The organism is Leptolyngbya sp. CCY15150, assembly GCF_016888135.1.
GTDB lineage: Bacteria > Cyanobacteriota > Cyanobacteriia > RECH01 > RECH01 > RECH01.
On sequence record NZ_JACSWB010000292.1, the window covers coordinates 31140 to 55990 of the forward strand.

Annotated in this window: 20 protein-coding genes; 10 read left to right on the forward strand and 10 right to left on the reverse strand. The window is 53.5% G+C overall.

The annotated features are described in order from the left end of the window. The first annotated feature begins 138 nt into the window (after positions 1 to 138). Positions 139 to 912 (forward strand): hypothetical protein, encoded by a 774-nt coding sequence (locus tag JUJ53_RS23170; RefSeq protein WP_204154422.1) that lies wholly within the window; start codon positions 139 to 141, stop codon positions 910 to 912. Between the two features lie 287 nt (positions 913 to 1199). Further along, the gene (locus JUJ53_RS23175; protein WP_239125314.1) at positions 1200 to 1745 is read left to right on the forward strand and encodes a hypothetical protein; all 546 of its coding nucleotides are present in this window, start codon (positions 1200 to 1202) and stop codon (positions 1743 to 1745) included. A 20-nt stretch (positions 1746 to 1765) separates the two neighbouring features. On the opposite strand, the gene JUJ53_RS23180 is transcribed toward JUJ53_RS23175, so the two are convergent. The 3 genes from JUJ53_RS23180 to JUJ53_RS23190 all read right to left on the reverse strand — a co-directional run bounded on the left by JUJ53_RS23180 (position 1766) and on the right by JUJ53_RS23190 (position 6293). Continuing rightward, on the reverse strand, positions 1766 to 3514 hold the full coding sequence (locus tag JUJ53_RS23180; protein ID WP_204154423.1) for an ABC transporter ATP-binding protein: 1749 nt from the start codon (positions 3512 to 3514) through the stop codon (positions 1766 to 1768). A 185-nt stretch (positions 3515 to 3699) separates the two neighbouring features. Then, entirely contained in the window at positions 3700 to 4818 is a 1119-nt protein-coding gene (gene rpoD, locus JUJ53_RS23185; RefSeq protein WP_204154424.1) for an RNA polymerase sigma factor RpoD, read from the reverse strand. 938 nt (positions 4819 to 5756) lie between these two features. After that, on the reverse strand, positions 5757 to 6293 hold the full coding sequence (locus tag JUJ53_RS23190) for a hypothetical protein (RefSeq protein ID WP_204154425.1): 537 nt from the start codon (positions 6291 to 6293) through the stop codon (positions 5757 to 5759). Between the two features lie 281 nt (positions 6294 to 6574). On the opposite strand from JUJ53_RS23190, the gene JUJ53_RS23195 reads away from it, so the two are divergent. Together JUJ53_RS23195 and JUJ53_RS23200 are read left to right on the forward strand one after the other, a co-directional pair. Then, entirely contained in the window at positions 6575 to 7807 is a 1233-nt protein-coding gene (locus tag JUJ53_RS23195) for a sensor histidine kinase (RefSeq protein ID WP_204154426.1), read from the forward strand. Positions 7808 to 7844: 37 nt separating this feature from the next. Then, complete coding sequence (locus JUJ53_RS23200; RefSeq protein ID WP_204154427.1) at positions 7845 to 8513, forward strand: response regulator transcription factor; 669 nt, start codon at positions 7845 to 7847, stop codon at positions 8511 to 8513. A 187-nt stretch (positions 8514 to 8700) separates the two neighbouring features. Here the strand turns inward: JUJ53_RS23200 and JUJ53_RS23205 are convergent, their stop codons facing one another. The 4 genes from JUJ53_RS23205 to JUJ53_RS23220 form a co-directional block, all read right to left on the reverse strand. Next, a complete protein-coding gene (locus JUJ53_RS23205) occupies positions 8701 to 9690 on the reverse strand; it encodes a 30S ribosomal protein S1 (RefSeq protein WP_204154428.1) in 990 nt (329 codons plus the stop codon). 255 nt (positions 9691 to 9945) lie between these two features. Then, positions 9946 to 10944: a Gfo/Idh/MocA family oxidoreductase gene (locus JUJ53_RS23210; protein ID WP_343328023.1), complete on the reverse strand. Its 999-nt coding sequence runs from the start codon at positions 10942 to 10944 to the stop codon at positions 9946 to 9948. A gap of 492 nt (positions 10945 to 11436) precedes the next feature. Next, entirely contained in the window at positions 11437 to 12015 is a 579-nt protein-coding gene (locus JUJ53_RS23215) for a hypothetical protein (RefSeq protein ID WP_204154429.1), read from the reverse strand. Positions 12016 to 12183: 168 nt separating this feature from the next. After that, on the reverse strand, positions 12184 to 13092 hold the full coding sequence (locus JUJ53_RS23220) for a MoxR family ATPase (RefSeq protein ID WP_204154430.1): 909 nt from the start codon (positions 13090 to 13092) through the stop codon (positions 12184 to 12186). Positions 13093 to 13817: 725 nt separating this feature from the next. Here JUJ53_RS23220 and JUJ53_RS23225 point away from each other — a divergent pair. The 3 genes from JUJ53_RS23225 to JUJ53_RS23235 all read left to right on the forward strand — a co-directional run bounded on the left by JUJ53_RS23225 (position 13818) and on the right by JUJ53_RS23235 (position 15643). Next, entirely contained in the window at positions 13818 to 14042 is a 225-nt protein-coding gene (locus tag JUJ53_RS23225) for a DUF2811 domain-containing protein (protein WP_204154431.1), read from the forward strand. 371 nt (positions 14043 to 14413) lie between these two features. Next, positions 14414 to 14863, forward strand: a complete 450-nt coding sequence (locus JUJ53_RS23230) for an NUDIX domain-containing protein (protein WP_204154432.1) — start codon at positions 14414 to 14416, stop codon at positions 14861 to 14863. A gap of 63 nt (positions 14864 to 14926) precedes the next feature. Next, a complete protein-coding gene (locus tag JUJ53_RS23235; RefSeq protein ID WP_204154433.1) occupies positions 14927 to 15643 on the forward strand; it encodes a SprT family zinc-dependent metalloprotease in 717 nt (238 codons plus the stop codon). Positions 15644 to 15921: 278 nt separating this feature from the next. Here the strand turns inward: JUJ53_RS23235 and JUJ53_RS23240 are convergent, their stop codons facing one another. Both JUJ53_RS23240 and JUJ53_RS23245 read right to left on the reverse strand, forming a co-directional pair. Beyond that, positions 15922 to 16326 (reverse strand): hypothetical protein, encoded by a 405-nt coding sequence (locus JUJ53_RS23240; RefSeq protein ID WP_204154434.1) that lies wholly within the window; start codon positions 16324 to 16326, stop codon positions 15922 to 15924. Positions 16327 to 16496: 170 nt separating this feature from the next. Beyond that, positions 16497 to 18398: a hypothetical protein gene (locus tag JUJ53_RS23245; RefSeq protein WP_204154435.1), complete on the reverse strand. Its 1902-nt coding sequence runs from the start codon at positions 18396 to 18398 to the stop codon at positions 16497 to 16499. Between the two features lie 265 nt (positions 18399 to 18663). Here JUJ53_RS23245 and chlG point away from each other — a divergent pair, with 265 nt between their 5' ends. Beyond that, positions 18664 to 19683 carry a chlorophyll synthase ChlG gene (gene chlG, locus JUJ53_RS23250; protein WP_204154436.1) on the forward strand — a complete coding sequence of 340 codons (1020 nt, stop codon included), beginning with the start codon at positions 18664 to 18666 and terminating at the stop codon, positions 19681 to 19683. Positions 19684 to 19921: 238 nt separating this feature from the next. Next, positions 19922 to 21868, forward strand: a complete 1947-nt coding sequence (gene mnmG, locus JUJ53_RS23255) for a tRNA uridine-5-carboxymethylaminomethyl(34) synthesis enzyme MnmG (RefSeq protein WP_204154437.1) — start codon at positions 19922 to 19924, stop codon at positions 21866 to 21868. A 90-nt stretch (positions 21869 to 21958) separates the two neighbouring features. Here mnmG and sigC read toward each other — a convergent pair whose 3' ends face one another. After that, the gene (sigC, locus tag JUJ53_RS23260) at positions 21959 to 23209 is read right to left on the reverse strand and encodes an RNA polymerase sigma factor SigC (RefSeq protein ID WP_204154438.1); all 1251 of its coding nucleotides are present in this window, start codon (positions 23207 to 23209) and stop codon (positions 21959 to 21961) included. A gap of 753 nt (positions 23210 to 23962) precedes the next feature. On the opposite strand from sigC, the gene JUJ53_RS23265 reads away from it, so the two are divergent. After that, the gene (locus tag JUJ53_RS23265; RefSeq protein WP_204154439.1) at positions 23963 to 24604 is read left to right on the forward strand and encodes an L-threonylcarbamoyladenylate synthase; all 642 of its coding nucleotides are present in this window, start codon (positions 23963 to 23965) and stop codon (positions 24602 to 24604) included. Positions 24605 to 24851 lie beyond the last annotated feature (247 nt).

Sequence of the window (24851 nt, forward strand, 5' to 3'; positions counted from 1 at the left end):
TCCATGCATCAGGATTGTTTTCCTTGATGGCTATCTGATCCCACTGCCGGAAATCAGAGCTATCCTATGGGAGATGTTGGGTGACTACCCAGTTGTATTATCAGCCCTAAACTTTTTTGGGACACCGGGATGTCGATCATGAAAAAACTGCCATTGCCTTCAGCACTGTCAACCGGTTGGTTTGCAGGGGCGATCGCCCTGACCTTATTCGGGGCCAGTTGTGCATCCGAGACTCCCACGGCTAGCGAAAGCGCGGTGCCCGTTCCCCCTGCGCCCACCGAACTGCCCCTGCAAGAGGATGATATGGATCCCCTGCCGACACCAGGCGTTACGGATCCTGACCTAGTTGACAGCGAAGCGGCGGCCAACGCGCCCCTGCCCGTGCCCACCCTGATTCCTCCCACAACCTCCGCTGGGCAAGTCGCCCGCATCCAATCAGGACGCAGCAATCCCTTTGCCCCCCTAGAACCCCATAGCGTTGTAATTAGCCGGCCAGCGTCCCCCACCCCAACGGCACAGCCCGCCACAGTCGCCGCCACCCTGCCCACTCCCCAAACCATTAGCACCGTACCTGTGGATCCTACGCCCATGCCTGTGGTGCAGCCCGGCGAGCCAACTCTCAGTGATGCGATCGCTGCTGCTCCCGGCACCTCGGTAGCGCCCACCACGCCATCGGCTCGCCTTGCTGACCTGATCGAGATTACCGGCGTCGTGGAAGTGGGCGGCCAGGTGAGTATTATTCTGCGAGCGCCCAATGAACATACGAGTCGCTATGTACGGGTAGGAGACTATTTGGCCAACGGTCAAGTCTTGGTCAAGCGGGTGGATATGCAAGCTGGGGGTGAGCCTCTGGTAATTTTGGAGCAGGATGGTGTTGAAGTGCCCCGTTATGTAGGTAGTGGTGCTGCCTAGTTCTCTGAGACGGACGTAACCCGCCTAGTTGCTAAGGCGGGAAGCCTTGCGCATCTTGGAAGTCCTTTTCGTTTTTCTGTCTTCGTTCGTCTGTCTTGCGGTCTTGGATCGTGTCAGCGCTCTGTTACCAAGAATGAATAAGTCCGGCAGAAACTAGGGCGATCGCGATAAGCTTTTGACTATGAGCAACTGATCCTCAACGGGTTCTCAATGGCGAGGGCGAGGTCTCTTGCTGTACCATGGTCAGCGTTCCTGTGATTTCTTCATCATCCTTGCGAGATGCGCCTATGACGGAGTCTAGCCCCAACCGCATCAACCCCTTTGCGGCCGCCCAGCGGGCCCACAAGCTGCCCTATAGCCTTACCGATCAAGGCAGCTATCTATGTCCGGCCTGTCGCCATGGGCAAGTTCAGCAAATGGTGTTGATGGACACCTTTGCCTGCAATTTTTGCCGTCATATTTTCACCGCCAATCTTGCCGAGCAGACCCTACACATTGCAGATAGCTCCCAGCCTATGGCTTGGAAATGGAGCGGTCGGCGCTGGCAGTCCATCTATCCCCAAGGGGCTACCCTCAGCCCCATCGTGTGGATTATCGGACTGATCGTTGTCATCATGCCTTCGTCCCTTATCTGGCTGTCGTCCTATATTTTTCCGCCCCTATCCGGCAGTCGCTGGTCTTGGTTTCCCATCCTGTGGGCAGGAATGACCCTAGCGTTTCACTTAATGATGGTGGGATGGCTGGTTGCCGAATACTATCAGCTACCGCTGTATGTATCCAGCAAAATTAAGCTGCGCCAGGCGGGTGAATTTCTCACCCGAATGCATCTCTAGGCTGCATCTCTAACGAGCTTTTACTGCAGCACTTCTTCCAGTTTGTGTTGCTCCCATAGTTTCAGATACAGACCACCCTGCTGTAGCAATTCAGTATGGGTACCGGATTGCAGGATAGTCCCCCGATCCATCACCAAGATGCGATCGGCTAGGGCTGCCGCTGACATTTGATGAGAGATAAAGATAACCGTCTTGCGCCGAGTCCCTTCAGATAGGTTTTGCAGGATTTGAGTGGCGGTTTGGTTATCTACGCTAGAAAGGGAGTCATCTAAAATCAAAATTGGCGCATCGACCAACAGGGCACGGGCTAGGGCTGTACGCTGACGCTGCCCTCCAGATAGGGTAATACCTCGCTCACCCACCAACGTCTTGTATTGCTGAGGAAAGTTCAAAATCTCGGGATGGATTTGCGCTGTTTTCGCCGCATACTCAACGTCCATCGCTTCACTCAGCGGATCGCCGTAGCGGATATTGTTGGTGATGCTGGTGCTAAATAGAAAACTATCTTGGGGAACGTAGGCGATCGCTCTCCGTAGATCAGCGAGCTGCAGATGGGTAATATCCTGACCATCCAGAAAAAGCTGACCGTCGGGAATATCCAACAGCCGAGGTAAGGCGCTGGCCAAGGTGGACTTACCTGAGCCAATCGGCCCGACGATCGCCACGGTTTCACCTGGCTCAATCACAAAATTGACGTCCTGCAGGGCTGGCACCAGCGTATCGGGATAGGCATAGCTGAGGTGTCGAGCTTCAATTCGCCCCTGCACATGGTTGACATCAAGGGCGATCGCCCCTGGTTCGGTATAGATCTTGGGCGTTGAGGTGAGGATATATTCAACGCGATCGATACTCACCTCTCCCCGCTGATAGGCCGTAATGGTGAAGCCTAGAATAGCGGTGGGGAAAACAAGCCGCTCAACGTAGAGCAGAAGAGCAATGAAGTCACCAATGCTGAGCAACCCACTCTGAATTGCTCCCGACCCTGCCCAAAGCACCATCAACAGGCTAATACTCGCCAATCCTCCCAGCATGGGGAATAAAATATTGCGGGTTTTCGCCAGCTTTAAGTTGGCACCCAGTAGCCGCTGGTTGAGCTGATGAAAGGCTCGGCGTTCATTGTCTTCTTGCCCATAGATCTTAATCAGGGCCATGCCGTTCATGTCTTCCTGAATGAGCTCACTGATCCGTGACGTTTCTTCTTGAACATCCCGCTGTTCATCCCGCAGGCGATCGCTAAATAAATGCACGATCAAAAACAGGATGGGATAAACCGCGATCGCCAAGAGCGTAATTCTCCAGCTAATCGCCAGCATAAACGGTAGCGTGAGCGCATAGGCAAAAACCGTATTGGCTAAACTCAATACCGCAAAGCCTACCAAACGTCGGATATTATCAACATCACTGGTGGAACGGCTGATCAGATCGCCGGCCGGATTGCGAGAAAAATAGCTGGGCTCTAGGGTGAGTAGATGATTGAAAATACGCTGCTTCAGATCAAATTCCACCTGCCGACCCACGCCAAACAGGGTGATGCGCGACACCATCCGCACCCCCCACATAAAGGTGGCTAGCACGAGCGTTAGGACAGCGTAAAAGACGACGCGATCGAAACTAAAGGTGACCTGTAATTCATCAATGCCATTTTTAATGAGCTGGGGAATATAGGCCCCAATCGCATTGACGATGAATAATGCTCCTACACCCAAGGCTGATTTTTGCCAATAGGGGTGCAGATAGGCACCAAGCTGTCTGAGTTTTGAAGTTGCCATACCAGGGGGACGTTAAGCTAGCGGAGAAAGGTAGTCCAATTGTTCCATCCTAAACGACATCCTCAGCAAGGGTCGTAGAACTGCCCAGAAACCAGATAAATCGGGACAAAAAAACCTACCGGGCTGGGTAGGTCAATCTGGGATCCGAGAGGAAGCCTAGCTTCCCCTCGTCCAGTCATGGATGACTAACGGATATATTCCTTCAAGACGCTGTTGCGATTGGGGTGGCGGAGTTTCCGCAGGGCCTTCGCCTCGATTTGGCGAATGCGCTCCCGAGTTACGTTGAAGATTTGACCGATTTCCTCTAGGGTCTTCATTCGGCCATCATCCAGCCCATAGCGAAGACGCAGCACATCGCGCTCCCGAGGGCTGAGGGTACCCAAAACACCCTCTAGATCTTCCCGCAGGAGACTCTTGGAAACCTGATCCTCTGGGGTCTCACCATCAGACTCAATAAAGTCACCCAAACGAGAGTCTTCTTCCTTACCAATGGGTGTTTCCAAAGAGATGGGAAGCTGAGCAGACTTGGCAATAAACCGCAGCTTCTCGATGGTCATTTCCATGCGAGTGGCGATCTCTTCCTCCGTTGGCTTGCGTCCCATTTCCTGAGACAGCAGCTTCGTGGTTTTCTTTATGCGAGAAATGGTCTCGTATAGGTGAACAGGAAGACGAATGGTTCTCGACTGATCCGCGATCGCCCTTGTGATCGCCTGCCGAATCCACCAAGTGGCATAGGTCGAGAATTTGTATCCCTTTTCGTGATCAAACTTCTCAGCGGCCCGAATCAACCCCAAGCTACCTTCTTGGATCAGATCCTGAAATGATAGGCCTCGGTTCATATATTTCTTGGCGATCGACACCACGAGTCGTAGGTTCGATTGCACCATCTTGTCCTTGGCACGTCGTCCAAGGTGTAGCCGGTAGCGGAACTTGGGAAGTTCCATGTTAACCGCTTCTGCCCATTCAGCATCAGCCGGTTCGCGAGCTAGCTCATCGGTCAGCTTTTCGCGAATACGCTCTAGCTCTAGCAGGTCAGCAATTTTACGTGCCAACTCAATTTCTTCATCAGCCCGCAGTAGACGAATGCGTCCAATTTCTTGCAGATACAGCCGAATCGAGTCTTCGGTGTAGTGCTTTTTCTTAGACTGGGTGCGACGACGAGTGGTCTTACCCTTGGCGACCTTCGTATCCTCCTCGTCTGGTTCGTCATACATGCCATCGCTTTCTTGCTCTCCACCCAGTAGGAGATCTAGCTCATTGGCTGGCTGTTCAATCGTTTCAAGTACGTTGTTAGCCTGAGTCATGCCGTGCTCCTCATGCTCCTTAAATCAAAACTATCAGCGTTAATTCTGAACGTAAATCGCTTATCGTCAATTAAAAATCGTGCATTTCACTGGACTGACCCATGGGCCAGACTCAGATCGAGGCGATCGCCTCTCTTTGCGCCAACAGAGTCTATATCGTTATCCGCTCTTGCATTCTCAATGCCACGATCGATAACTGTGGCTGAGGTGTAGACCCTTTATAAAGTCGGTCAATTCACGCTTCAGGAACACGGACTAAACCGATTCTAGCGCTGCCGACGCTCTATGGCCGTTAACCTCACCCACCAGCGTAGCAAATCTAATCATGAAAATTGCTTTTCCGAGCGGGAAGACTATGCAAACTATCGAAACAGACTAGGGTTGAGCATGATGCGATCGCCGACATAATGCTTGCCGACATCTATCACGCAATCTCAACATCCATGGTAATCCCATCTGCTTGAAGGGAGTTGACTTGGTGAGTGACGACGGGATGACAGGTAGACTTCACAGGTTCCCAATCTAGCTTGCCCCAAATCAGATCTTGGAGCTAGAGGGGAGGGCGGGCATTGCCCATGAAGACTGTTCAGGAATGGTCTCTCCACCTTAGCGACCAATAGAGCAGAAGCGTTGCATCAAGTCTATGATTTTATTCAGCCATGTTGCTGATCTTTATATCCCCTTTTTATGGATATTGCCGCTGTCAATCCGCATGATCGCGTAATCTAGGATCGCTGTCGCGAAGGGCGATCGCCCATGCTGTCTTCGATCGAGCGGTTGTATAGCCCTCTATCCCAGGGGCTAGAGGACTCTCTCCTGACGTTTCGCTTTCTATCATGAAAAATGGACAAACCCGGCCAGGTTTGCCCATAGATTCAGATTCGCTTCAAATTTAGAGTTGCTTCAGATCAAGATGCGATCGCGCTCAGCCTCGACGTTTATTGGCCCATTTGACTGCTTTGATTGCGCGGCCGTCCTTCACCCTCTGAGCAGGATCCATCACGATGGCGATCGCGACGCTGCCCTTGATGATTGCCCATGCGATCGCGCATCATCGTGCGCAATTCATCCCGTTGAGCATCCGTGAGGATAGTGGACGCCTGATCATGGGCTGCCCCCATAATGGATCGAAGCTGATCCCGCTGGTCGGCATCTAAATCCAGATCGCGAAGGACGCCAAAAACTTCACCGCTATCAAATGCTGTGCTCAGTTGTGTTTGTTGATCAGGTGTGAGCACGGCTTCCACTTGGGTGCGCACTTGAGAGCGCAGGGCCTCAATATCAGCCTGCTGATCGGCAGATAGATCTAACTGCTCTACAACCTCAGCATGATAAGGACTCAGGAGTCCTGGCCCACCTCCATGTCCCATACCATCACCTGGGCCACCACCTGGGCGCTGAGCGATCGCCGCCGTGCCCCCTAGCCCGACCACACCGATTAAACTAGCAATTATCCATACTTTGGGACGAATCATCATCCTTCTCCAAATGCTTACACTATTGAAAATCACAACCCTGTCTAGCTGAGATACCTTGATCTTAAAAACTCCCCTGGCAAACCGTCGTCTGTCCAACGTCACGATCGCACTAGGAAAAACGTCATAGATCCTAGCGGCAAACCTACGCTACACCTGAGATCAAGGATTGGTCAGAACAATGCGCTGTGACCGATCCAGAAGGATGGCTCCGGGAATACCCAGTTGTCTACGTCTAGGAGTCTCCTTGTCTACCCTCAGCTAAGCTGCCTTAATCTCAGATGTCGCAAGCCATTCACCTCCGCAACCATCCGTTCCGCTTTTTGTTGTTCCTAGAGTGGGGATTAGTGGCGATCGCCCTTTTCAGCCAGATGGCCCCATCCCATGGGCACGGGCACGGATCACCGTCTCTCCTAGGTTTAGTCAGCACTTTGATATTTGGCCTAATGGGGATTCGCTTGCCCGCCCGTCCTTGGGTAAAAATTGCCTATACCGCCCTTGAATTTGGTCTGATCCTGCTCACACCCAGCATGAGTTTCCATCGAATGCGGCTGTTTCCGCTGCTCTACCTGGTGGTGATCATCCGCAGTTGCTTGATGTTTTCCATTCAAGGACGGTTGATCGTCAGTGGTCTGGCCTACGGGTTATTTGCAGCCCTGTTGCATCTGCGTTTAGGACAACTAGATTTGCCCTTGCGGGGGCAAGAACGGATTCGTGGTTTGCTGGGCACGGCATCTCTGACGATCATGGTGCTCTTTGCCCTGGTGCTACTCTTTGTCTTGCTGATGGTGAATGCTCTCTTGGCCGAGCGCCACAGTCGAGAACAGTTGGTGCTTGCTAATCAACGCCTGCGAGACTATGCCCTGCAGGTGGAAGATCTGGCCATGACCCAGGAACGCAATCGCATCGCTCGGGATATCCACGACTCCCTAGGGCATTCCCTCACCGCTCTGAATATTCAGCTCGAAGGAGCCATTAAGCTCTGGCAGCGCGATCCGCCCCAAGCCCAACAGTTCTTACAGGAGGCCAAGCGCCTCGGTTCCACCAGCCTGCAGGATGTTCGTCAATCGGTGGCAGCCATTCGCCGCGATCCCCTAGCTCAGCAGTCGTTGGAGGAGGCGATCGCCGCCCTGCTCAAAACAACGCAGCAAACGGTGGGCATTCAACCCACCTTCCAGATGCAGCTTGATGCGCCTATTCCTGCACCTGTTCAGACTGTCCTGTATCGCATTGCCCAAGAAGCACTAACCAATGTGTGGAAACATGCTCAAGCCTCAGCGATCGCCCTCGACCTCCGCAGTACCTCTACGAACGTGACCCTGCAAATTCGCGACAATGGTCAAGGCTTTGATCCTGACTACAACCAAACCGGCTTTGGCCTTCAAGGTATGCGGGAGCGATCCCTAGCCCTAGACGGCACCTTTGTGATCACCAGTGCTCCCCAGCAAGGATGCTGCATTACCGTTCAGATTCCCTACGGTCTCCCAGGGCAAGGGGCATCTTCAAAGGCTTGATGGTCGCGAGAAGCATTGCTACCCCTTCAGATTCACCATGAACAAAATTTGTATTCTCTTAGCTGATGATCAACCCCTCCTGCGCCAAGGGCTCAAGGTTTTGCTGGAGCTAGAGCCCGATCTCGTCATTGTGGGCGAAGCGGCCACAGGGCAGGCAGCCGTCCAGCAAGCCCTATATCTCAAGCCGGATGTGGTGCTCATGGATATTCGAATGCCGGTGATGGATGGGGTGGCAGCAACGGCCCAGATCCATCACCAGCTACCTACGACCAAGGTCTTGGTACTCACAACCTTTGATGACGATCAATATGTCACCGCAGCCATCCAAAACGGAGCGGTGGGCTATTTGCTCAAAGATACGCCATCAGAAGAGCTGGCGATCGCCATTCGAGCCATCCACAAAGGCTATAGCCAGTTCAGTCCTGGTATTTTGCAAAAAATGATGGCCGATTTAACCTCGCCTGCTCCCAAATCCCCAGATCTCCCCCCAGGTTTTCAAGATCTCACCCACCGAGAGCGGGATGTGTTGCGGCTGATTGCCCAGGGAGCAAGCAACCGAGAAATTGCCCAGCAGCTCTATATTTCGGAAGGCACGGTCAAAAATCACGTCACCCATATCCTGTCACGCCTGGAGCTTCGCGATCGCACCCAAGCTGCCCTCTTTGCCCAATCGGTTTTAGATCGCCTCACCGAGGAACTTCCATAATTGATCTGCAGGGTTGTCGATCGGGTCTAGTTCCTCAGGTTGTGGACAGCAGCGATCGCAAAAAAAATACCCGACTGACCACTCCAAAGAGACGATCAGCCGAGTATTCAGATGAATCATGGTGCAAATAGCCCAATGGGGATGGAAGAGCGATCGCGCCCTTCGATACCATCCCTGCGGCTATAGCTTAGTCTTCAACGGCGAGAGCAGGCTCTTCTTCAACCGCAACGGGCTCAGTGGCCACGTCTTCTTCCTCGACGACGGGTTCTTCTGCACTAGGTTGTCCTAGACCCATCACCTGTTCACGGTAGCGAGCAGCCATCTCTTCTGCCTTGTCATAGACGAGAGACGGATTCTTCACCATATCACCGGGATCTGGCTCAAGCTGCTTGGTGGACAGAGAAATCCGACCGCGCTCAGCATCTAGGTCAATGATCATGACCTTAATTTCATCGTTCACATTGAAGACACTATGGGGAGTATCAATGTGATCGTGGGAAATTTCAGAGATGTGGAGTAGTCCGCTGACGCCGCCAATATCAATAAAGGCACCGTAGGGTTTCAAGCCACGAACTGTACCGATGACAACTTCGCCAACTTCGAGGCGGTTCATCTTGCGCTCAACTAAGGCGCGACGATGACTGAGCACAAGGCGGTTGCGATCTTCATCAACCTCTAAGAACTTCAGCGGCAATTCTTCCGCCACCAAGTCTTCCTTCGGCTTACGAGTGCTGATGTGAGAGCCTGGAATAAATCCGCGCAGACCTTCGATGCGAACCAGCGCACCCCCTCGGTTGGTTGCAAAGACACTGGAGCGTACTGTGGCATCTTCCGCTTGAAGCTGACGAACCCGCTCCCAGGCTCGCATGTATTCAATACGTCGGATCGACAGTGTTAGCTGACCGTCTTCATTTTCATCCGTCAAAATGAAGAATTCGCGAGTTTCATTCGATTGCAACACCTCTTCAGGGGTTTCAATGCGATTGATTGACATCTCTTGAATCGGAATATAGGCCGCTGTTTTAGCACCAATGTCAATCAGAGCACCTCTTGGCTCTAGGCTGAAAACCGTTCCAGCCACAATATCGCCGGGGCTGAAATGATAGTCATACTTATCAAGGAGTGCCGCAAAATCTTCGTGTGTAAAACCGATATCTGGTGTTTTCTGATTGACCATGCTAGTTTTATCCCAGTGTTTTTCTCCGTAAACGATAGGGTCAAAGTCTTGAACAGTGCATCCACGGTTTGCCGTCCTTGCATTCGTTTCATGCAAGGTCATGGCCAAGACAGACATTCAGTCTAGTGAGCAACCCAGCCCTAGGAAGACTATGATAACCCACTAGACTGCAATCGCGAAACTGATTTTCCAAATCTCATTCAGTTGTTAGCCAAATGTGGGCGATCGCCACAGGTACGCTTTTCCCTATCCAAGCTAAACGTATAGCAATTCTGGACTAAGTTGGTACCAAGCTTGGTGATCATCGGAAGCAATTTGCTCAATCAGGCTAGCAAGACGCAGGGCCTTGAGGGCCTGTTGCCCGCCCACCGAGGGCTGATCGCCGCCGCGCACACAGGTGACAAAATGTTCTAGCTCGGCATGGAGCGGCTCGATATTGCTGGTATGAACTTTCTCAATTAAGCCATCTTGCCGATAGAGCACTTGCCCATAGTCCGTTGAGCAATTAGCCGTAGTCTGCCGATGAATGAGGATGGCATTGTTGAGAAAATCGGCTTCGGTGAGGGAGTGCTGGCAGTGAGCGGCAATCTGACGAATCTTGCGATGGGTGACTTTGCTGGCTGTGAGGGTGGCAACAACGCCATTAGCAAAGCCTAGGGTGGCGGTGACATAGTCTAAGTGGTGGGAGTTGGTGGTACGGCTACCGGTTGCCGTGAGTTTTTCCACCGGGGCTCCAGCTAGTTCTAGCAAAAGATCGATATCGTGAATCATCAGATCGAGCACCACCGAGACATCATTGGCTCGATGGGAATAGGGGCTCATGCGATGGGCTTCTAGGGCCAAAATTCTGTCGGTTTTTAGAACCTTGCTGAGTTCTTGAAAGGCAGGATTAAAGCGCTCAATATGTCCTACCTGCAAAATCGCCCGGGCTTCAGCAGCGGCATTGACTAAAGATTCAGCCTCAGCAATATTGGCGGCGATCGGTTTTTCAATCAGCACATGCACCCCTGCTTGGAGGCAAGCCATGCCCACCGCATGGTGTAGACGGGTGGGAACAGCGATACAAACCGCATCTACATGCTCTAACAGGTCTTGATAATGTTCAAAAAACCGTACCCGGTATTTGCTGGCGGTATCAATGCCGCGCTCGACATCAATATCTGAAATCCCCGCTAGCGTCACATCTTTCAACAAGCTGAGCACACGGGTATGGTGTTGCCCCATGTTGCCAACCCCAATCACGCCAACCCTGATGGGATCAGCGGATTGCCCTCGTTGTGGCGACGCAGATTCATAGCAAAGGGAGCCATTGGCTGTAGGGTCTTGCACTCCTGTCTTCTCCTAGGGCATTGGGGTCAAGGGCGATCGCACAAGTCAGGGATAGTTCACAACAAGGAGCAATTCTAGGGGCTGATGATGGGGCTTCGGTCGTGGGCAAAGGGACAAGGAGGATGACCAGAGCCCGAGGAAAGACGCCACTCCATGGCATAGGCCTTACGTATGAATGACCGCTGATTGTATCGATGCTTCCCTCAGATAGTATCACGGGGCTTTCAGGAGTGAAGATTTGCCGCCATCCCAACTATCTGCCTTGAGACGCTAGGCTCAACTCCGCCCAGATTGCGATGGGACAGGCGATCGCTGCCTTGATTATGGAGGAGCGATCACCCTCTGTTGACGACCATGTGGCAGTCAAAAAATCGTCCTAAGGGCTTCAGGGAAGAGTGATGTAGATCACATGAATTCCTAGGGAGTGAGCCGGGCAGGAGAACAAGTGCGATCGCTGCTAGACCGTTCAATATTTTTGCGCAGGACACCCAACAGCGTAGACACCACCACACAGCGCCTCATGCGACTGCCATCCTGCCGCATCAAGGTTAGCCGCCCCAATTGTCCATTCACATTCCCTTTGTGGTTGAACTGCACCCGGTATACTCCTTGGCTGCGCAGCAGCGTAGTGCGGGTGGGATCGATCGCCACCTGCGATGACAGGGGCTGCCACTGGGCTTGGGCAGGCAAGGTATGGATGGGATGCACCGCCGCTTGCACGGTACCATTCACTTCACGAAAACTAGCCTGCCAACGTCCTCGGTTGCGCGTGGCTTCCTGCTGAGCTTGGCGCATCATCAAAAACGCCTGATCCTGAGACTTGGCGAGCACAAGATTTTGCTGAAAGGCTACCCAACCGGGGAGAGCGATCGCGGACACCAAGCCCATGACGAGTAGAATCACCATGATTTCTAACAGGGTGAAGCCTTGGCTGGCAGTCAGCCGTGATGCTGGACAGACCCGAGCAGGCCGACCGCAATGATGTCGATAAAACATGAGGTAGATGCAATCCTGAGCAACAAACGATTGCTCCGATTGTCTACAACACACCTACCCTTGAGCCTCTTGGAAAAAACGGAATCTTGCCCCCAACCCAGCCAACTTACTGAGAAATATTCAGCACATATAAGCTTGACATTTTCTCCGCATTAGCCGTTCATCCGGCTATGGGATGGCCACCGTTTCGACTAAGCGTTGAACAATGGCCTTGGCATGACGACCACTGGTAGGGATCAGACGATGAGCTAGCACATAAGGAGCCAAAAGCTTGACATCATCAGGGGTAGCGTAGTCTCGTCCATCTAGGTAGGCGAGGGTTTGTGCTGTCCGATGGAGCGCCACGCTGCCACGGGGACTCACCCCAAGACGAATTTCTTCATCTTGGCGCGTGGCCCGGACGAGTTCCAAAATATACTTCTGCAACGGCAGCTCTACTCGCACTTGCTGACAGAGCGATCGCAACTCCTCAATCTCCTCCAGCGAGAAACAGGGGCGCAGGTCATCCAAGGTTTTACCCCCCTGAAGACGCTGCAGCATCTGGAGTTCTTCGTCTTCGTCAGGATACCCCAAGCTCAGAGAGACCATGAAGCGATCCATCTGGGCCTCGGGCAGCGGAAATGTGCCCTGATATTCCACGGGATTTTGAGTAGCGATCACAAAAAATGGGCGAAGCACCTGCCGCGATCGCCCATCAAGGGTCACCTGTTGTTCTTCCATCACCTCTAGCAAGGCCGACTGGGTGCGGGGCGTTGCTCGGTTAATTTCGTCTACCAACAAAACATTGGAAAACACGGGCCCTGGCAAAAATTCAAACTCTTCGCTGCGCCGGTTCCAAATGTTAATCCCCGTCACATCAGACGGCAGTAGATCCGGCGTGCATTGAATGCGCTGAAATTTGCCGTCAATCGATCGGGCTAAGGATTTAGCCAGCAGCGTCTTGCCAACCCCTGGGACATCTTCCAATAGGGCATGACCGCCAGAAAATAAGGCCACCAACACCAAACGGATGGCGGTTGTTTTACCGACGATCGTTTGCCCTAGGTTTTGCGTAAGTCGTTCGATACTATCTCGCATAACTGCCTGCTAAGGAACCTCTTGTCCATTCTGTCTGTTCCAACAAAAGGTTGCCAATGATTTCACCCTAGTTGGGGGGCGATCGCTGGCGTTTCAGACATCAACCTTGCTTCACCTTATGGGACAGGAGAACAGGCGATCGCCCCCAGCCACCCCCTAGCCATCCGAGACGTTGATGAATTTTTCTAGCTTCTGCTCCCCCAAAGCGTAATTTTTATTACTTTTCCCTAATCGTTACAATTCTTATTGATTACAGCATTTTTTCCCAAGGAAGTCCAAAGTTTTCCACAGGGTTGCCAAAAGTTTTCCACAAAGCTTATGCTGTTTTCCACAGGGTGTAACGGCATACCAAGCGATTGCGAATTTAGGCGGGGATCCAGGGCTGGCTGGAACATGCCTGAGAACCCCAGGGCTATTTGTAAAGCAATGTAACAAAAAAGTCCCTCAAACCCGCATTCCTTTGTAGAGCCTCCTGAGCGCCATCTCGATCCGTGGGCATCTGCAACATTGACAACCCCACCCCCTCCTAGCGCACAATGATGCCTACCTTGATGAATGCGCTCTGGCTTGATTGTCTGATTCTCCGGGCTACCTTGGGTAAGCTGCGGAGAGGGGATAGGCACTGAAGCTAGTTTGGCGCGGCTTTTAGCTGTCATCACGATCGCCGCTGAAAGCAGATCTAGTCTCGTCCAATCGTTCACCACCATGAAAGAGTAGAGGTTCTCATGAACGCAAGCGTCAGCATCTTGGCAGAAATCCCTGAAGATCTGCACGAGTCTCTTCAAGGCTATCTAGACAACCATCCAGAATGGGATCAAGATCGAGTGTTTTCCGCTGCTCTATCGCTGTTTTTGTTGCAGAATAGCCAGACCACTACTCCCGACGCCACGCGCTCCTATCGGCGGGCTGCCCGAGTTTACCTCGATACCCTCTTCAAGCACGCCGTTTAGGGCTCCTGAGGTTCCTAGCTGGCATCTGAATCCCCAAAGAAGCTGGGGGCTGCTGACGCGATGACCTGCCGATTTAGCATCAGCCTGTCAGAGATCACCGATTTAGCTAACGCCACCATCCATCGATACAAACGCCCACCATCTTAGCTCCAGAGCCATCAGCACCGCTCCAGTTGACACTGCCCAAGCGCAGGGTGACGAGAGCTTGTCATCCTACAGTGAAAGCCATCATCCTTACCCCATCAGCAACATCACCCATTGAGATTCACCCATTGAGATTCACCATCCATCCCCATCTAGCCTGGGAAACGATATCCTAGACCATGAGACGCGATCGCGCTCCTGTGGTTCTGGCATAAGGATGGCAGAGTATGGCTAGGCATCCTGTTCAAGTGGCGGTGGCAATTTTACATCAAGACGGACAGTATTTGATGCAGCTCCGGGACGATACACCGGGTATTCTCTATCCCAAATGCTGGGCCTTTTTTGGCGGGCATCTAGAGGGCACAGAAGATCCAGAAACGGGGCTACGGCGAGAACTCATGGAAGAAATTGGCTATGCGCCCCCCGAGGTCACCTTATTTCGACAATGGGGGGATGAGCAGGTGCATCGATTTGTTTATCATGGGCCATTGACAGTGCCCCTAGAAGCACTTCAACTCAATGAAGGCTGGGATCTAGGTTTGCTCTCACCAGAGGATATTCGCCGAGGCGATCGCTATTCGGCCGTGGCCCAACAAACCTGTTCCCTGGGCGAGGTTCACCAAAAGCTTCTCTTAGATTTTTTAGAGATCCATCCCCATCTAGGAATCCCCACCTAGGATAGAGACAGCCAAGACTATGGGACATCTAATCATCATGCATCCTTCGTCTACGCCGGTTCTATGACGTTAACGTCCTACCAAATTCGTGAGAGCCGCCGCGCTAAGTACGTCAACATTAAGGTATCTCCCCATGGCAGTGTGGAGGTCGTTGTGCCACCCAACTTTGACCGTCACCACCTGTCTGAGATTTTGGCAAAGCGACAGGGTTGGATCACCAAAACTCTCAATCGGCTGCAGGCAGAACGCCTAGCTCTGTCCCTAGAATCCGATGATCCTTGTCCCACAGAGATTCATTTTCGGTCGGTTGATCACCATTGGTCTGTCCAATACTGCCATCAAGCCAGTCATGCCATCACCCTGACGATGACCGGCGATCGCATCCTCACCCTCACGGGGCCCGTCGATGATGTGGCCATCTGCCAGCAGGCTTTACGGGCATGGCTGCGTCAGCAGGCGAAGGCTATCCTCATTCCCTGGCTCCTTCGGATCAGCCAAGAGCAAGATCTACCAATTCAAACTATATCCGTGCGACGGCAAAAGACTCGATGGGGCAGTTGCTCTAGCCAGCGCAACATAAGCCTCAACGATAAGCTCTTGTTCTTGCCGCCGCAGTTAGTAGGCTCTGTGTTGATCCATGAGCTTTGCCATACGCTGGAGATGAATCATTCCGCCGCATTTTGGTCCCTTGTGGCTGAGCGTGACCCCCACCATGCCGAGAGCGATCGCCTGTTAGACACAGCTTGGCGCTACATTCCCAACTGGGTTGAACCTCATTAGTCCGCTGCAGTGGAATCATAGTTGGGCTCTGGCTTTCTCCCTTCGGGAGACGTTTCACACGGCTTCGCTCGGCCAGCGTAGTCCCTGGAACTGACCTGTCTCCATAGCAAGTCCATCTCCAAAGAAAAACCCCTCTCCGAAATAGAAGCAGGGAGAGGGGTTGCTGGTCATTCAAAATGGGTTCCTGTCTAGCAGATGTAACGTAGGGAACTATCTAGAACAGGAACAAGTTTTATGATGAGCGGTGTCGAGCGCCTTGGTGGACATCACCTTGGTCGCTACGGAGCAATAGTAAGTTCGTAGGTGTAGCTGCCAGGGTTGCGGTTGCCCACGTAGACATTGTAGGCTCCTGCATCCCATACACCCGGTAGGCTAATGAGCCCATCGGAAAAGCTATCTGCAAATAGACATTGGTTTTGACCGTTGCCGGTAATCCACAAGGTTGCGTTGCGATCGCTATCTACAGTGAACTGCAAAGAGGCAAAGGGTTCAGTGACCCGAATCACCTCAACCGGTTGATCTGAAACAAGGCCACAGGCTCCAGACTGTGCGCCGTTGGCGTTCACCGTGACGTTACCGCTACGGGTGACCGGGCTGCTGAGGGGCGTGGCCACGTCTGCTTGGGCAGAGGGAGCGATCGCGCCGACCAAGACGGCCAGCGTTGGCATAATCATCCAATTCATCCAGCGTTTCATGAGTTAGCACCTCCTACCCAAATGTCGCAGGTCTTGTTGTTCGTTCAACAGCTACGTTGAGTTGTTGGGTTGAACTACATTGATCCTACGGTGACTACCTTTATAGACGGGGGGGGGCTGTGCCAGTTCCTGAAGGGGCACGTTCCACGGCAGGAGTTCTAGACCTGGGGCGGATTCTGAGACATGAGGGTGGGCAAGTAGTCATAGCCGTCTACGCCAATGACCGCGATGAGCTTAGAGCGCTGTTGTTCTAAAACTGCCTTCACCGGCCCTTCCCCTAGCTTGCCTTGAATGATCTGCAACAGCCCAGCCGGTTGCCGCCAGCTTGAGGAGGCCATTTGGTGCAGCAGATACATGCCCAGGGCCCCCGCATACACAGCCGCTTCTAGATGATGGAGCTGGTAATGGGCTTCCGCGAGGTAGGCCAAGTTGGTGCCTTGTAAAAAGAGATCCCCCGTAAATTGAGAGGCATGGATACCGCCTTCCAAAAATGCGATCGCTTGCTGGGGCGCTTCGATCACCACATGGGCAATACCCAAACTACTCAAGCAAAGAGCCTGGCTTTGGCGATCGCCCAACCGTTCTGCTAGCTGCAATCCCTGCTGCAGGCGATCGATAGCCGATTCGTAGTAGTCGGGGTCGGCTTCTTCCCGCTGCTGGGCTTCAAAGACTTCACTAAACCCAAGATTGGCCAAGGCATTGGCTTCACCGGGGCGATCGCCGGCTTCCCGGCTGAGGATCAAGGCCCGCTGGGCACGTCCAATGGCTGGGCCATACTGCTGGTTACCCACATCGAGACGGCTGAGGTGATTGAGGACGGCAATTTGGCAGGGGCGATCGCCGGCCGCTTGGGCAATTTCTAGGGCTTGATTGTAGAACCCAAGGGCGCGATCGCGCTGCCCCAACACGAGGGACGAATAGCCCAACAGGGTGAGGATGCGGGCCTTTTCCTGGGTGCCTTCCGCCTGCTGCAGCGGCAGGTCGAGATAGCTGAGGGTGTCGGCTAAATATTGCCCCGAAAAGGACACAAAAATGCCGCCGTAGAGCGGGAAATAATCCCGTTGGGCAAAGGCTCGAAGGATCTGTAGCCCTGCCTGCAGACAGGTTTTGGCAAACATCTGGCTGAGGGTAGGATGCACCGTTTGCCGCTGCAGACCCATGGCTAACTGGGCCCAGACCAACGCAAACACCAGGTAGGTTGAACGGGATAGCTTCGCCCCCACCTTCGAGTCGTACACCAGTTTGTCAAACCAGGTGACCAGACCCTGCTGCAAACAACGCAGCAAAATCGCCAGTTCTATCCAGTCGGCCGCCTGGATCTCTAGACTCTGCCCCGTGGTCTGGGTGGGATGTTCTGCCCATTCCGAGAGCGATCGCCCTAGGGATAAGGCTTCAAATAACGCTTGGGGGATCGGTCGTTTGACCTGCTGACTCCACAGCACCCATGGCCCGCGCTGCCCTGCTCCTTCAAAGCCAATCGAGCGACCTTGGTCGTAGATCCAACTGACTAAATGGGGTTCAATGCGTTGCCAAGAGGCAATTCCCTGGTGAATGCCTTGGGCCAGAGCCGTCAAGGAAACCGCTGGATCCAGAGCATCTGCGTCCGAGGTCTCAGCCTGGGCCACTAACCGCCGAGCCAAATCTTGCCATTGCCCCATGCGTAGAGGCTGCGGCTGGTTGGGATCAAGAGCCATTAACAGCGCCATCAGCCGATCGCCCTCGGCCAGCAAAATAGACTGCACTGCCGCCTCCAGGGTGCGATCGGCCTGATGGTCTTGCTGCCATCGATCCCACTCACCTTGAATCGTCTTCAGGGCGCGTAGACTGCGGAGGGCTTTGGCGTGCTGGAGTTCATCGGTTTGGGTTTCGGTTTGCCGCTTCATGCCTGCCAAGCGATCGCCCAGGCAACGGTCAAAAAGTTCACCGGTTCCCCCCTCGACGCCATCGTTGAGAAGCTGATACACCTGTTCTTTGGAGCGAATTTTGCCCTTGAGCGTCAGGTTGGTAATATGGTCAATCAATTCACAGTAGCGATCGCGGAGGGAAGAAGCATCCGACATGATTCAGTGCAATGAAACAACAGGCCTAACTTGTCTTTTAGAAACCCTAGCCTTATCCTAGCGAGGAATTTCCCAAATCCTTGCAGATTTTGATCCGCAAGGCTGTTGTTTCAAGCGATCGTCCTTTAGGCTAGTTAAGGATGCTACGGCTAGACGCCCAGCGGTGGACACCCACGCGCTTCTAGTACAGGCAAGTCACAAGGGCCCCTGGCCCACACCTACTCCCATTCGTTTCGGCTTTATCCATCCGAGCTAGATGCTACCTATGTCTAATCCATCTCCTTCTGACCTCCCTCAGCCTACCCCCACCCCCGAGGCGATCGCCCCTGAGTCTACCGGCAGCGGTAAGGCACGGCAACTGCTGGGCATGAAAGGAGCTGACGCGGGTGAAACCTCCATTTGGAAGATCCGCCTGCAGTTGATGAAGCCTATCACGTGGATTCCCCTGATCTGGGGGGTGGTCTGCGGAGCGGCTTCCTCCGGTGGCTATGTGTGGAGTCTAGAGCATGTGCTGGTGGCAGCGGCCTGTATGCTCATGTCTGGCCCGTTGCTGGCTGGTTATACGCAGACTATCAACGATTTCTACGATCGCGACATTGACGCCATCAATGAACCCTACCGCCCCATTCCCTCCGGTGCCATTTCCATTCCCCAGGTGCTTACCCAGGTCTGGGTGCTGCTGATTGCCGGGATTGCTGTTTCCTATGCCCTAGATCTGTGGGCAGGTCACACCTTCCCTATCCTGACAGCGCTGGCAGCGGGCGGCTCATTTTTGTCCTATATCTATTCCGCACCGCCCCTAAAGCTGAAGAAAAATGGCTGGCTGGGCAACTACGCCCTAGGCGCAAGCTACATTGCCCTACCCTGGTGCGCAGGTCACGCCCTGTTTGGTACCCTGACGCCCACGATTGTGGTACTCACCCTGTTCTACAGTCTTTCAGGGCTAGGTATTGCTATTGTCAATGATTTCAAGAGCGTGGAGGGCGATCGCCAACTAGGGCTGCAATCTCTGCCAGTGATGTTTGGTGTCACCACAGCCGCTTGGATCTGCGTCTTGATGATCGACATCTTCCAGCTAGGTGTCGCGGCCTACTTGGTTAGCATTCACCAAAATCTCTATGCCACGCTGCTGGTCTTGCTGATCATTCCCCAAATCACCTTCCAGGATATGTATTTCCTGCGGGCTCCCCTGGAAAACGACGTGAAATACCAAGCTAGCGCCCAACCCTTTTTGGTGTTTGGCATGTTGGTCACAGGGCTGGCTCTAGGGCATGTTGCGCTTTGAGCCGGTTCGCCCTCGATCTCGATCCTGCTTACAATATAAAGACGTGTAGTTATCCCATCTTGATCAAGGCGCAGCTCTTAGTGATCCCTAGTCGGTTCATCAGTGAGTCAGCCCTAGATGATGTCTGATTAGATCGGCGGACATGGTGGGTTGCGCGGAGCTTACCCCAACGACATGGGGTACCGGCTCTAGATTATCGATGGGTAGGGCACGTAGTGGTCTAAGTCTGGGTTGAATTATGGTTACGCCTGCGTCTGCGGTTGAATTTTTGGATACGTTTGAAGTGGTGGTGGTGGGGGCTGGTCACGCGGGTTGTGAGGCGGCCCTAGCGTCCGCTCGTCTGGGCTGTAAAACCCTCTTGCTCACCCTCAACCTAGATCGGATTGCCTGGCAGCCCTGCAACCCCGCTGTGGGTGGCCCGGCCAAGTCTCAGTTGGCCCACGAGGTGGATGCCCTGGGAGGTGAAATTGGCAAAATGGCCGATCGCACCTATCTCCAGAAACGGGTGCTGAACTCCTCCCGAGGCCCAGCGGTCTGGGCGCTGCGGGCCCAGACCGACAAGCGCGAATATGCGGCGGTGATGAAGACCATTGTGGAGAATCAGGACAACCTGACGATCCGGGAAAGTATGGTCACGGACTTGGTGATCGGGGACAACGATGAGGTGATCGGGGTTCAAACCTATTTTGGCGTTGCCTTTCAGTGCAAGGCGGTAATTTTGACCACCGGCACCTTCCTGGGTGGCGTGATTTGGGTAGGCAACAAGTCTATGCCCGCCGGACGAGCAGGGGAATTTGCCGCGACGGGGCTCACCGAAACGCTGAATCAACTGGGGTTTGAAACTGGCCGCCTGAAAACCGGCACGCCGGCCAGGGTCGATCGCCGCACCATCCATGTGGATCGCCTAGAACCCCAGCCGGGCGACGATGATGTGCGCTGGTTTAGCTTTGACCCTGAGGCCTGGGTAGCACGGGAGCAAATGTGCTGCTACCTAACCCGTACCACGGCGGAAACCCATCGTTTAATTCGCGAAAACCTACACCTGTCGCCCGTCTATGGCGGTTGGGTGGATGCAAAAGGGCCGCGCTATTGCCCCAGCATTGAAGACAAAATTGTTCGCTTTGCCGATAAAGACTCCCACCAAATTTTCATCGAACCGGAAGGGCGCAATACTCCAGAGCTGTATATCCAAGGCTTTTCCACGGGGTTGCCGGAAGCCCTACAGCTGCAAATGCTGCGATCGCTCCCCGGTCTAGAAGATTGCGCCATGCTGCGTCCTGCCTACGCGGTGGAATACGACTACCTGCCCGCCACCCAGTGCTACCCCACCTTGATGACCAAAACCATCGAGGGGCTGTTCTGCGCAGGCCAGATCAACGGCACCACCGGCTATGAAGAAGCCGCTGCCCAGGGCATTGTGGCAGGTATCAATGCCGCTCGCTTGGTGCGTGGCCAAGAGCTGGTGATCTTCCCTCGGGAGCAAAGCTATTTGGGGACTCTCATGGATGATCTTTGCACCAAAGATCTGCGAGAACCCTACCGCATGCTCACCTCGCGATCGGAATATCGGCTGATTTTGCGATCGGATAATGCCGACCAGCGTCTGACTCCCCTGGGCCGCGATTTGGGGCTGGTGAGCGATCGCCGCTGGGAGCATTTCACCCGTAAGCAAGCCAATATTGCCGCAGAGAAAGAGCGCCTGCACGCCACGCGGCTGAAAGAACATGACCCGGTCGGTCAAGCGATTTGTGAAGCTCAGCGCCAAGCCAACGCTACTGACCAATGGACGATTAAAGGATCCATCACTCTGTCCGACCTGCTGCGCCGTCCTAAGTTCCACTATGGCGACTTAGAGCAATACGCCTTGGGCAACCCCGACCTCAGCCTAGAGGAAAAGGAAGGGGTAGAAATTGATATCAAATATGCGGGCTATATCCAGCGGCAGCAGCAGCAAATTGACCAAGTATCTCGCCAGGCCCAGCGCCCCCTGCCTCAGGATTTGAACTACTTTGATATCCAAACCCTATCCATGGAAGCAAGGGAAAAGCTGGCCAAGGTGCAGCCTCTGACGATCGGCCAAGCCTCGCGGATTGGTGGTGTCAACCCCGCCGATATTAATGCCCTGTTGGTGTACCTAGAGATGCGATCGCGTTCTGGTGCAGCCCCGGCCTCCTCCTCGGTTTGACGTCAACAACCTGCGCTACACAATACGCTACAAAAAAAGTCCCTTAGCGGGTGAGCTAGGGGACTCAAGCAAGTTGCTCAGAATCGAGACTTAGGTGAGAGACTCCAAATAATCACGAATGCGATTGCGGCGCTTGGGCTGGCGCAGTTTTTGTAGGGCCTTGGCTTCAATCTGCCGTACCCGTTCGCGGGATAGATCTAGCGCCCGACCAATTTCTGCCAGGGAATAGGGATGATCATTGCCCAAACCGTAGCGCATCCGAATTACGTCCCGCTCCCGGTTGGTGAGGTCAGCGAGGAGCTGCTGCAGATCGCGGTGTAGCGACTCCCGCATCAGCAATTCTTCCGGCGAAATGCAGTCGGTTTCTAGGAGTTCGCCCAGTTCCGTATCCCGCTCCTTGCCTACCTTGGTTTCGAGAGAAACAGCACGGGGCACCCGCAACAGCACTTCTCGCACCTGATCCGGCGACATATCTAGCTCTGCTGCAATGTCATCCACCCCCGGCGTGCGTCCCTTTTCTTGGGAAATTTTGCGCTGGGCTTTTTTAATTTTGTTCAGCTTTTCGGTGATATGAACCGGCAGGCGAATCGTGCGGCTCTGGGTGGCGATCGCTCGGGTAATGCCCTGACGAATCCACCAGTAGGCATAGGTGCTAAACCGATATCCCTTCGTCGGATCAAACTTTTCCACTGCCCGCTCTAGGCCGAGGGTGCCCTCTTGAATCAGATCCAGCAGCTCTAGCCCACGGTTTTGATATTTCTTCGCCACCGACACCACTAGGCGCAGGTTGGCCTTGATCATGTGATCCTTAGCGCGGGTGCCGTCTGTCCGAGCTTGATCGAGAGCTTCCACCGTCAAGTCAGCGAGTTCGGCCCAGCGGTGCTTACCTGCGGTCAAACTCGGCTTGAGATCTTCTAGGGGAATCCCCGTGGTCAGCGCCCAGCGCTCTAGGGACGGACGATGCCCGAGGTGGGAGGTGAGGCGATCGCGATCGCTGATCAGCTTGACATAGGTTTGCAAGACAGGGTCTTTCTTGGCCGAAGCATGGCAGAGGGCCAGCAGCTTCATATAGCGCTGCACCTTTTGGGCTTCTGATACTTCCTCATCGCGACCGAGAAGGCGCACGCGTCCAATTTCTTGAAGATAGAGACGGACCAGGTCAGTCGTGCGGCGCACCGTTCCCTTCCGCAGCGGTAGAGAAACAGCAGCATCCTGCTCCAGGTCAGTCAGTTCGCGTTCAAGCTGTTCAGCATCCAAGTCTACGTCTCCCTCGACCTCAAAGGCTGTCGATTCGGCAGGCTCGTCATATTGCGTATCAGCGTAGAAAGATTCTGCTGGCATAGTGATCGTCTCAGTAGCTCCAGGTAGTAACGGGGCTGGCAGTTGTCATCGGCAGACAGAGCCTAAGGGTGGTGCTCTGGGAGGCGCGATCGCCCACTGGCGTGAACGACATGGAATGGTTCCGCTCACCCAACCTGCCTTTACCGCTTACGTTGAGTATTCCCTTAATTCAGGATTAAGTAACAACACCGAAGGTTCCAGATTAGGATTAATGCTATGCAAAGGTTAAGAAAACCAGACAGACGATCTAGCTGTTGATTCTAGTACATGCATCCAGCGTCCCCATGAAGCTTCAATCCCTTCTATAAGTCTGAAAAATTGGGTGACTATTACGCAGCCGTCTTCATCTCATGACGATTTTGGAGCGGCTTTGACCCCAAGGGCGTATAAAACTCTACAGAAGAGCCAAGGGTGATTCCTGACATTTTTCGGGACAGATCGGTCTTAAGGTAAGACTGATCGATACGACCATCCTTTAGAGCACCGATAGAGGCGTCATTGACTTTGCCTAAGAGTTTGCTGATCAGACATTCTGAAATCCCGCCGGGGCATCCTCTTCGCTTGAGCGCGGGAGTGATTAACGAGGAGAATATCGCTGAGACCATTGCCCAGAACACCGCTGAGAAGAATGCTAGGAAGAGTGGCCTAAATTGTTCGGATGGGGTTCCAATAGGCTGGCATAATCACACTAGCGGGCTTCAGCGGACAGAGTATGGATGACGCTAAGCCACTATGATTCCTGAGAGGCTCCCCATGGCAACCATCTACGAAATTCATCCGGATACACCCCAAACTCGACGGATAGAGAGCATTAGGGATGCGTTGAAACGTGGGGCTGTGATGCTATATCCAACAGATACGGTCTATGCGATCGGGTGTGATCTGAATGTAAAGTCTGCTGTGGCAAGAGTTCGCCAGCTTAAGCAACTGTCGAATGAGAAGCCGCTCACCTTTTTATGTCCGTCGTTATCCAACATTTCTGATTACGCTTGGGTCAGTGATCATGCCTATCGCATCATCAAACGGCTAATTCCTGGGCCCTACACGTTCTTGCTCCCAGCGACAAAACTTGTCCCGAAGCTGGTGATGAACCCCAAACGAAAGACAACCGGGATTCGAGTGCCCAATAACTCAATTTGTCAGGCACTGATTGCGGCGCTCGACAACCCAGTGGTGTCTACATCTGCGCTCAGTGCGTTCAGTTCCGACGATCGCATCCTTTCTCAGGCCGAACTCTTTGACCATCTCGATCGGTTAGTGGACATCATCATTGATGATGGCGGTGATATGAGCTACAAGGTCTCCACCGTCTTAGACCTAACCGATGAGCCGACGGTAGTTCGCAAAGGGCTCGGTTGGGAGGCTGCGTCTAGCTGGGTTTCAGATGTGACGTAGTGGCAGACGTGGAGTACATCGATGGTCTAGAACGTGAGCAAAGGATGGACACAATCCATGCTCCCGATCCACCTATCCCTGTATCCCATACGTCAGCCATGGATGAATTCAAGCTGGCTTCACCTCAGAGGGCTGGGAATCCGCAAACCCTGACCAGTTCTTTGATTGTCCTATAGAAAAATCGTCCCCATCAGGTTTTAACCAGAGGTGATTATGTGGCTCCAAACAGCCCCCCAATCGTTGCTCT